Below are 9,137 nucleotides of genomic sequence, written 5' to 3'. Positions count from 1 at the left end.
GCCCCGCTGCTGCTCGACGTGCGCGAACCTCCCGAGTTTGCCGCCGGCCACCTGCCGGGAGCCGTTTCGCTGCCTCTAAGCGTGCTGGAGGCCCGCGCCGCCGAAGTGCCCGCCACCGGCCCGGTAGTGGTGTACTGCCAGGGCGGCACCCGCAGCGCCCGCGCCGTGGCGTTGCTGCAAGCCGGCCTCGGGTTGATGAACCTGCGCAGCCTAGAGGGTGGGATACAGGGGTTCGGGGAGGGCTAGCAGCGGTACGCAGTAAAAAATAACGTCATGCTGAGCGAAGGCGCAGCCGGAGTCGAAGCATCTCTACCGCTTCGTTGTAATATCTCTACCGCTTCGTTGTAATAGCAATCAGACGACAGGATTACCACTGCGGTAGAGATGCTTCGACTACGGCTGCGCCTTCGCTCAGCATGACGTTATTTGTGGTATCCCGCTACCCGTACTCATCCCCCACCCTCCATGCCCCCCACGCTGGCCCGCGCCCACGCCACCCTCGACCGCGCCGTGGACCGCTGCTACCGCTCGCCACCGAGCTCACCCGCCTCGAATTCCTCTTCGGCCTCTACCAGCAGCTCAGCGCCCCGGTGCTGAGGGTGATGAAGAAGTGGAAGCGCTAGGGCCGGGCGTCTTCGAGGCGGCGCTACTGCTCCAGCCGGGCGGCCGTTCTCATCGGCCTCACTGCGGCGGCACCGGCGCGGATTTGCGCAAGTCAAGGTTCAGATACGTGTTGATGATAACCCCATTGTTGTACTGGAACACATTGCGGTTGTCTATTTCGCGTCCCAGCTGCACTATCTGCTGCAGAAATCCTCCCTCCATGCGAAATTTGGGGCTGAACCGGTAGCCCAGCAGTAAACCCAGGCGGTTTTGGTCGAACACATTTTCGCCCACATTCTCGCCAAAGCCAATAAACAGCTCGTCGTAGGCGGCGGCGTAGGGGCCGCGGCCACCGGCACCGGGCTGCCCCAGCGGCATCTGCACGCGGCCCATGTAGCGCAGCCGGTTGCTGTACACCCACTCATCGAAGTCGCGCGTGTTGTCGGCGGCGCGCAGGATACGGCCCACCCAGCGCTGCTCCAGCATAAACCGGTGGCTGACTTCGAACCGCCCAATCGGGTTGCTGAGCGTGGCCATCTGATAGGTGCGGTGCTCGGGAAAGCGGAAGCCGGCGCCCTGAATAGGGTAGTCGCCGTACGGAAACGTTTCAATCCAGGCGTAGCCGAAGCGCAGCGTCAGCTTGTCGTTGACGGTGTAGTTTACCCCGGTGCGCAGCAGGCTTTGCTGCCAGTCGGTGATGATGTTTTCGCGCCGGAACTGATACTCCAGATGGCCGCTCCAGCGCTCGGCAAAGCGCAGGGTGGTGAAGTTGGTGTACCACCCGATGCTGTTGCGGTCGGTGAGGCGGCTGTTCTGGGCCAGGGCCGGGCCCGTGGCCAGCAGCGTTAGCAGCAGCACCCCAATCCAACGCCCGGCCAAACTGGCCAGGCGTTGTGGTAGGCAAGAAAAACGCATGGCTGGTTACTTGGTGGTGGCCGCCGCCGGTTTGAAGGCGGGCAGGTCTTTCAGGGTTTCGGGCAAGAACTCCACCTTGCCCGTTGCCAGGTTGTACACGCCGCCCACAATCAGAATTTCGCCATTCTGATATTCTTTGGACAGCAACGGCTCCAGGTCGCGCAGCTCATTTACCTGGTCGATTACGTTCTGACGGATGGTGTTATCCAGCCGGTTGCCAGGCATGTTCTTGGTTTTCTCGGCTGCCGGCTTCACGCTGTTCACCAGCGTTACGATATGGCCCGGCACGTCGGGGCGCTTGATGGCCGCATCTACGGCGCCGCAGCTCTGGTGGCCCAGTACCACAAGCAGCTTGGAGCCCAGCACCGCAGTAGCAAACTCAATGCTGCCGTACGAAGCCTGCGCCATCACCTGCCCGGCCGTACGAATAATAAACAGGTCGCCTACGCCCTGGTCGAAAATAATTTCGTTAGGCACCCGGCTATCCGAGCAGCCCACGATGACGGCAAACGGCTTCTGCCCTTTCTCGGTGTTGGTGAGGGCGGCGCGGTCCTGGCGGGGCTTGATGCTCTTGTCTTCCACAAAGCGGCGGTTGCCGCCCATCAGTTTGCGCAGCGCCACATAGGGGTTGCCGTAGGCCGAGTCGCGGTCGACAACGTAGTGCTCGGCGCGCCACTGGGCCGAGTTGACGGCGGCCGCTGGGGGGTTAGCCTTAGTTTTGGGGGTCCGGCGGGTCTGGGCCTCGGCCGAAGAATGCCAGCCCAGCAGGGCCAGCAGCAGAAATGAGCAGGTACGCAGCATACAAGAAGAGAAAGTTGGTTTGTGAGCTGTTAACCGGGAATAAAAATGAAATGTTGTCTAATGCTATCAACATTAAAAGTAAGACTATCAAGAATGCTCACCTCCTCTAAAATTTCGCGCTTTTTTCTTTCCCTTAATTTTACTTTTTAATCTGCTCCTGCCTTTGCTTACCATTCCACCACCCAGTCGCCCGCGCCCGCGCCTGCGCTTCGACCGCAACGAGCTGGCCGGCGCCTTCGGCGACCTGGGCACCGACCTACCGCTGCTGATTGGCGTAATTGCCGCCTCGGGCCTCGATAGCGCCGGGGTGCTGATTATGTTCGGGCTGATGCAGCTGTTTTCGGGCCTTTGGTACGGCATGCCGATGCCGGTGCAGCCCCTCAAGGCCTTCGCGGCGCTGGTTATCGCCCAGAAAATTCCGGGCCGCATCATCTTCGGGGGCGGGCTGGCGGTGGGCGTGGGCATGCTGCTGCTCTCGGTTACCGGCCTCATCGATGGGCTGGCCCGCCTCGTGCCCAAGCCCGTTATCCGGGGCATTCAGTTCGGGCTGGCCCTGCAGCTCTCCACCCTCGCCCTCAAGCAGTACGTACCCGCCGACGGCCTGCCGGGCTACGCGCTGGCCGCCACGGCCTTCCTGATTACGGTAGTGCTGCTAGGCAACCGCCGCTGGCCCGCCGCGCTTATAGTCGTGAGCCTGGGCGTCGTCTACGGGCTGGTTTTCCAGCTCGATTTCGCCTCGGCCCAGCAGGCGCTGGGCCTGCGCCTGCCCACCTGGCACGTCCCGCAAATGGCCGATATCCTCACCGGGGCCGTGCTGCTGGCGCTGCCCCAGATTCCGCTTTCGCTCGGCAACTCGGTGCTGGCCACCCGCCAGGTAGTGCAGGACTACTTCCCCGAACGGCCCATCACGGTGCGCAAAATCAGCTTCACCTACGCCCTCATGAACCTGGTGAACCCGTTTCTGGGCGGCTTCCCGGTCTGCCACGGCTCGGGCGGCATGGTAGGCCACTATACATTCGGGGGCCGTACCGGCGGCTCGGTGATTATCTATGGCGGGCTGTTTCTGGTGCTGGGTTTATTCTTCAGCCAGGGCTTCCAGCAGCTGGTGCAGGTGTTTCCGCTGCCCATCCTGGGGGTGCTGCTGTTCTTCGAGGCCCTCAGCCTGGCCGCCCTGCTGCGCGACATCAGCAGCGAAAAGGCCCACCTGCTGCTGGCGCTGCTCACTGGCATCCTCTGCGCCGGCCTGCCCTATGGCTACCTGGTGGGCCTCACCGTGGGCACGGCCCTCTATTACGCCATGCAGCGCGGCTGGGTAGGCCTGGGGAAGTAGGGAAGAACGAGCAGGGTGTGGGGCTTGTCCCCGCCCGCCGTTGAACGATTCAGACCTGAGCCGTTCAACGGCGGGCGACGACAAGCCCCGCACCCTACACCGTTCAGTCTGGCTGAAACGGCGTGAATGGCGCGGGCTTCTCGTCGGCTTTAGCGCGGACGATGCGGTAGACCACCGTCAGCACGAGGTTGTCTTTGGCTTGGCGGGTTCGGGCGATGAACTGGCCGGTGCCGGCCTGGGCGCGGGCGGGCTTGTAGTCGACCTGGTTAAGCCAGGCCGCCTGCACCGTCAGGTTCCGGTTTAGCTGCACGCCCGCGCCGGCGTAGGCCCGGTTGCGCTCGAAGTAGGGGCCCCGCGGGTCGAAGAACACCTCGTTGTACACCGACAAAAACGCCGTGCCGGGCTGTATAGTGGGTTTGTTGAGGGGCAGCACCGCGCTAAGGCGGTAGCGCTGCCGTCCCCGGTAGCGGGCCTGGTTGGTGGGCACCACATCGTCGCGGAAGCGCGTCCAGCGCTGCTCTACCCGAAAGCGGTGCTCCAGCTTGACGCGGCCCACCGGCTGCGTGAAGGTGAACTGCTGCCACAGGCGTCGCTCCAGAGCCAGGTAGCCCGCGCTCAGGTCGCGGTAGTCGGCCGTGGAGTAGCGGCCGGTGCCCAGCAGCACCGTGAAGTTGTCGGTCACGTCGTAGCTTACACCACCCTTAATTTCGTTGTAGAAAAACTGGCGGGCAATGGCGTTGGAGCGGCCCTGCAGCTCGAAATAGCCGCCCCAGCCCTTGGGCCCACCGGGCAGCACGAGGGTGTTAATCGTCCAGGAGCCCCACTGCGGGTCGGGCGGGCGGGGGGCGGTTTGGGCCCGGGCCGCGGGAGCCGCCAGTGCGGCCAGCGCTACGACCGATACCAGCATGGCCCGGCAGCGAGGCTTTGTAGACAAGGGGAAAAAGCGCTTCATGATACCCAAAGGTAGCCATCCGGGCGTTGGCTGCTCCCCGGTCAGCCAAACTCCGCGCCCGCGCCGCAGAGAGCTGAAACCCGCCAACAACCAGGGCGGCAGCAACCCACGCCACGCCGCCTCAATCGCCCGGCTCCAACTGGAACAGGGCCTCGACGGGCTTGCCGAACACCTGGGCCAGCTTGAGGGCCAGCGCCGTGGAGGGCACGTACTTGCCGGCTTCCATGGCGTTGATAGTCTGCCGGCTCACGCCGATGCGCCGGGCCAGCTCCTCCTGAGTGAAACGATGAATGGCGCGCTCCACGCGCAAGTTATTAGTCATGAGCCGGAGTGGTACGTTGAGCCCGCCGCAGGCTAAGCTGAAACAGCACCAGAAACAGCAGCAGCGGCGCGAACATGGCGTACATCATCACCAGCAGAAAGTTTATGCCGCTCACCAGCAGAATGGCCAACACAAGTAGTCCGCAATAGATGTAAAGCGCGCCCAGCAGGGCCTCCAGTCGCAGCTGGCCAATGTACTCGTCCTCGTACCGCTCACGCGAGCAGGCGGCCAGCAAAGCCCCAACGATAATGAGGAGGGCGTAAGCATCATGGTTCTCGCGTGGGCCGGGCTGACTGTTGTTCCAGAATGAGGGCAGCCAGCCCAGCAGGGGCGGTAGCACGAGTAGCTTGGTTTGCTCCAGCACATACAGCCAGAGCCCCAGCAGAGCCAGCACCCAACCCAGTCGCTTGTAGCGATGAGGAAATAAATAGCGCGTCATCATAGGGGTAAGGTTTGCATGAATGATGATGCAATGGTAATGAATGCTTGTCTTAATGTAAAGTTTTTTTTACAAAATTAAGCTGATTATTCCTCCCTGCTGCTACAACCCACTATCTTGCCCGCTACTTTAGTTTCCTATGTTCTCGTCTGCCCGCGTATTCGTTCTGCTTTCGTTCTGTTTCCGTGGTTTACTGTTCGTGACGCTGGTACTGCCGGCCCTCACCGCCCAGGCTCAAAAGCCACTGCTGTATCTTACTGTATCCAACCCGACCAGGCCGCTGCTGAATAGCCCACTTCCAGATATAGAGCCGATTACCGCCATTTTCGAGGAGCGGCTACAGGCCAATGGCTACCGCGTCGTTACCCAGCCCGATACGCTCCGGCGCCTGCTGGCCCAACCAGAGGCACTCGGTTTTCTGTACGCCGATGTGTTGTGCTACCATCAGGCCGGCGGTTTCCCCACAGTGGTATTTGCCGTACGCGACACGCTAAATGCGCCATGGTTCATCATCCGCGAGTCGACCAAGCTTTTTCTAGCTCAGAGCAAGGGTTTCAGCAGCGCCGCACAGTATGTGGCAGATAAGTTGCCGGCTATCTTCACCTCACGCTTTGCCGAAACTCCGGACCTGCCCGACCGCGTCCCCCAGTTCATGGCTTACGATAATTTCCAGTTCACAACTTACCTGGATGGGGTCCTATACACCAAGTCGCTCAGGCAGCAGCTGAAGCAGGGCGCAGCGCTGGAACTGGACATTCAGGTGGATGAATTGGGCGTGGCCACATTGCAGAAAATAGGCAGCCAGCTGATCCTCGATGCACCTACCCGGCAACTGCTGGAAGCGGCCATTCGCAACACGCCGCCCTGGGCCCCAGCCCTTCGAAACGGCCGCCGCACGGCCACGGTAATACATCTCAAAAAAACGCCCCGGACCCGGTAAGAATGCCCCGCCCTACCCCCCAATCGTGCTCATCGACTCGAAGTTGAGCTGGTGCAGAGGACGCTGGCTTTCGGCCTCGAAGCCGTTGGCGGCGCGGTGGCGGAAGGCGTGGGTGAGGGCGGCCACCAGCTCGTCGTCGGGGGCGCCGGTGCGCAGCATGGCCCGCAGGTCGAGCACGCCCTGGTCGTAGAGGCAGGTTTTGAGGCCGCCTTCAGCCGTAAGGCGCAGGCGGTTGCAGGTGCCGCAGAAGGTACGCGAGTAGGCCGCGATAATGCCCAACCGGCCCTGGTGGCCGGCCACGGTGTAGTGGCTGGCCGTGTCGCCGGGGTGAGTGGGCACGGGCGTCAGCTCGCCCAGGTTCAGGGCCAGATGCTGCCGGATGCGGTGGTGGTTCCAGGGCAGCGTGGCGGGCGTAGCCTCGTGGCTACCCCCGTTGAAGGGCATCTCCTCGATAAAGCGTACCTCCACGGGCAGCTCGCGGGTCAGTTCGGCCAGCGGCAGCAGGTCCTCAATGTTCTGCCCGTCCATCACCACGGCGTTTATTTTGACGCGGATACCGGCCTCCAGCAGCGCGTACAGCGTGTCGAGAACCCGGGGCAGCTCGTCGCGGCGGGTGATGCTGGCGAAGCGGGCCCGGTCGAGGGTGTCGAGGCTGAGGTTGACGGTGCACACGCCCAGGCGGGCCAGCTCGGGTACGTGGGGGGCAGTGAGCACACCGTTGGTCGTCAGGCTCAGCTCCTCGATGCCGGGCAGTTCGCTGAGGCGGGCCATGAACGGTACCAGGTCGCGCCGCACGAAGGGCTCGCCGCCGGTCAGGCGCACCTTGCGCACGCCCAGGCCGGCCAGCAGGCCCGTCAGGCGCAGCATTTCCTCGTAGGTCAGCAGCTCCTGCTTGGGCAGATACTTGATGCCTTCCTCGGGCATGCAGTAGAAGCAGCGCAGGTTGCAGCGGTCGGTAACGGCCAGGCGCAGGTACTCCAGAGGCCGGCCGTGGTTGTCGAAAAGCACCGGCCGCGAGGCAGCCTTCCGCGTTGCGGGTGGATTGTGAGAAGCGGGCACAGACGAAGAGGCGGAAGCGGCCATGAAGTAGCGGGAAAAAGGCGCGGCAGCCGGGCCACAGTGGCGGAGACAGCAGAACAAACGTAACACCAGGGCGACGGTTTGGGTTTGCTCTACGTACTATTGCCCAATCAGTCCCAAAACCAATGCGTCTAAATATAGCTTTGTTCGGCGTAGCCCGCGAAATCGTGGGCCAGTCCAGCCTCGAAATAGAAGCGCCCGCCGGCCAATCGGCCCAGGGGTTGCTGGCTGAGCTACACGCCCGCTACCCGGCGCTGGCCGCCCTAAGCAGCCTGGCCGTAGCCGTCAACAACGAGTACGCCGCCGATGACGTGCCGTTGCACGAGCGCGACGAAATAGCCCTCATTCCTCCCGTCAGCGGCGGGTAGCGGCAGTTGGTAGTTGCCAGTTGTCAGAACGTCATGCCTCATCTGGCGTCCGCGCAGTCGAAGCATCTCTACCGCTTCGATGCATTAGCAATCAGCCGACAGGGTCAGCACTGCGGTAGAGATGCTTCGGCAAGCTCAGCATGACGTTCTTTTTTCCAGTTACCCCCGCCATGATTCATATCGACCTCACCGACCAGTCCATCGACGTCGCCGCTGCTTTGCGTAGCGTGGAAGCCGATGGGGCCGGCGCCATCAACACGTTCATCGGCACGGTACGCAACCAGAGCACCGGCCGCGCAGTGGTACGCCTGGAGTACGAGGCCTACGACACGATGGCGCTGCACCAGTTGCGCAAAGTGGCCGAGCAGGCCGCAGAAAAGTGGCCCATGCTGCAAGCCGTAACGGTCATCCACCGCAAAGGCACCCTCCACATTGGCGACGTGGCCGTGGTGGTGGCCGTATCCACGCCCCACCGCGCCGAGAGCTTCGCCGCCTGCCAGTACATCATCGACACGCTCAAGCAGGTCGTCACCATCTGGAAAAAGGAGTTCTACCAGGACGGCGACGTGTGGGTAGCGGCACATCCGTAAGGAGGATGTAGGGCGATAAGTAATAAAAAGAACGTCATGCTGAGCTTGCCGAAGCATCTCTACCGCAACAGTAATCATATGCTATTGCGGTAGAGATGCTTCGGCTGCGCTCAGCATGACGTTCTTTTCTTGCATCACCACCCTAGCGATACGCCGCTGATGTGACTGGCTTGGCCCACAGCATGACGTTCTTTTCTTACTCTCACGCCTCTCCCAGTTCCTGCCGCACCTCTGCCGCCTCTTCCGGCGTGTTCACGTTGCGTAGTTCGCTGGCCGCCGGCGGGACCAGCAGCTCGATGTCGGAGTTGATGAGGGTTTTGCGGGGGCAGCTGTAGCCCAGGCTCAGGAAGCGCAACAACTCCCCGTAGCTGGCGGGCTCCCAAATGGTGATAAGCGGCTCGGGCCATTCGTTTTCGGGGCTTTGAAAAGTGGTGGCCAAGCGGCCGGGCTGGCGGTTTTCTACCAAATGGGCGAGCGTGACTTCGGACAGCAGCGGTAGGTCGCAGGCCACTACCAGCCAAGCGGCGTTGGGGTCGAGGCGGAAGGCCGAGAGCAGGCCGCTGAGCGGGCCCAGGTCGGTGAATGAGTCGGGCAGCGGGCGCAGGCCGGCGTATTCGAGCTCCGTGATTTGGTCGGGGCGGCAGGAAACGTGGACGTCGTGGCAGAAGGGCGCCAGCAGCTCGGCGGCGTAGGCGCGCTGCTCCTGCTGACCATGGTAGACCAGCTGGCCTTTGTCGGCGCCCATGCGCTGGCTGCGGCCGCCGGCCAGCACCAGGCCCCGCAACGGCGGCGCGGCG

At 62.7% G+C, this 9,137-nt stretch carries 13 protein-coding genes; 6 read left to right on the top strand and 7 right to left on the bottom strand.

Translation table 11 applies throughout. From position 1 onward, the window contains the following. Positions 1 to 246, top strand: a 246-nt coding sequence (locus tag D0N36_RS19060; protein ID WP_147320987.1) for a rhodanese-like domain-containing protein, incomplete at its 5' end; no start/stop codon positions are given. 219 nt (positions 247 to 465) lie between these two features. After that, positions 466 to 597 (top strand): type IIL restriction-modification enzyme MmeI, encoded by a 132-nt coding sequence (locus D0N36_RS20025; protein WP_262895336.1) that lies wholly within the window; start codon positions 466 to 468, stop codon positions 595 to 597. Between the two features lie 84 nt (positions 598 to 681). Here D0N36_RS20025 and D0N36_RS19055 read toward each other — a convergent pair whose 3' ends face one another. Both D0N36_RS19055 and D0N36_RS19050 read right to left on the bottom strand, forming a co-directional pair. Then, entirely contained in the window at positions 682 to 1,518 is an 837-nt protein-coding gene (locus D0N36_RS19055) for a DUF2490 domain-containing protein (RefSeq protein ID WP_116943401.1), read from the bottom strand. A gap of 6 nt (positions 1,519 to 1,524) precedes the next feature. Next, positions 1,525 to 2,319, bottom strand: a complete 795-nt coding sequence (locus D0N36_RS19050; RefSeq protein ID WP_242479008.1) for a carbonic anhydrase — start codon at positions 2,317 to 2,319, stop codon at positions 1,525 to 1,527. A 163-nt stretch (positions 2,320 to 2,482) separates the two neighbouring features. Between D0N36_RS19050 and D0N36_RS19045 the strand changes: the two genes are divergently transcribed. Further along, positions 2,483 to 3,649, top strand: a complete 1,167-nt coding sequence (locus D0N36_RS19045; protein ID WP_242479007.1) for a putative sulfate/molybdate transporter — start codon at positions 2,483 to 2,485, stop codon at positions 3,647 to 3,649. A gap of 103 nt (positions 3,650 to 3,752) precedes the next feature. Here D0N36_RS19045 and D0N36_RS19040 read toward each other — a convergent pair whose 3' ends face one another. The 3 genes from D0N36_RS19040 to D0N36_RS19030 form a co-directional block, all read right to left on the bottom strand. Continuing rightward, a complete protein-coding gene (locus D0N36_RS19040; RefSeq protein ID WP_242479006.1) occupies positions 3,753 to 4,601 on the bottom strand; it encodes a DUF2490 domain-containing protein in 849 nt (282 codons plus the stop codon). Between the two features lie 121 nt (positions 4,602 to 4,722). Beyond that, entirely contained in the window at positions 4,723 to 4,923 is a 201-nt protein-coding gene (locus D0N36_RS19035) for a helix-turn-helix transcriptional regulator (protein ID WP_116943398.1), read from the bottom strand. Next, positions 4,916 to 5,365, bottom strand: coding sequence for a hypothetical protein (locus D0N36_RS19030; RefSeq protein WP_147320986.1), 450 nt, complete (start codon positions 5,363 to 5,365; stop codon positions 4,916 to 4,918). Before D0N36_RS19030 ends, D0N36_RS19035 begins: the two co-directional genes overlap by 8 nt. 136 nt (positions 5,366 to 5,501) lie before the next feature. On the opposite strand from D0N36_RS19030, the gene D0N36_RS19025 reads away from it, so the two are divergent. Next, positions 5,502 to 6,302: a hypothetical protein gene (locus D0N36_RS19025; RefSeq protein ID WP_116943396.1), complete on the top strand. Its 801-nt coding sequence runs from the start codon at positions 5,502 to 5,504 to the stop codon at positions 6,300 to 6,302. A 12-nt stretch (positions 6,303 to 6,314) separates the two neighbouring features. Here the strand turns inward: D0N36_RS19025 and moaA are convergent, their stop codons facing one another. Next, on the bottom strand, positions 6,315 to 7,310 hold the full coding sequence (moaA, locus tag D0N36_RS19020; protein ID WP_116943395.1) for a GTP 3',8-cyclase MoaA: 996 nt from the start codon (positions 7,308 to 7,310) through the stop codon (positions 6,315 to 6,317). A gap of 197 nt (positions 7,311 to 7,507) precedes the next feature. Here moaA and moaD point away from each other — a divergent pair, with 197 nt between their 5' ends. Then, positions 7,508 to 7,750 (top strand): molybdopterin converting factor subunit 1, encoded by a 243-nt coding sequence (gene moaD / locus D0N36_RS19015; protein ID WP_116943394.1) that lies wholly within the window; start codon positions 7,508 to 7,510, stop codon positions 7,748 to 7,750. A gap of 140 nt (positions 7,751 to 7,890) precedes the next feature. Beyond that, positions 7,891 to 8,340 carry a molybdenum cofactor biosynthesis protein MoaE gene (locus tag D0N36_RS19010; protein ID WP_242479005.1) on the top strand — a complete coding sequence of 150 codons (450 nt, stop codon included), beginning with the start codon at positions 7,891 to 7,893 and terminating at the stop codon, positions 8,338 to 8,340. A gap of 202 nt (positions 8,341 to 8,542) precedes the next feature. Here the strand turns inward: D0N36_RS19010 and D0N36_RS19005 are convergent. Continuing rightward, the coding region (locus tag D0N36_RS19005) for an NTP transferase domain-containing protein (protein ID WP_116943392.1) at positions 8,543 to 9,137 on the bottom strand (595 nt) is incomplete at its 5' end.

Origin of the sequence: Hymenobacter lapidiphilus (assembly GCF_003417065.2) — a bacterium.
Lineage (GTDB): Bacteria > Bacteroidota > Bacteroidia > Cytophagales > Hymenobacteraceae > Hymenobacter.
Note: the sequence above shows the minus strand (reverse complement) of the source record. Positions and strands in the feature narration are given on the sequence as shown.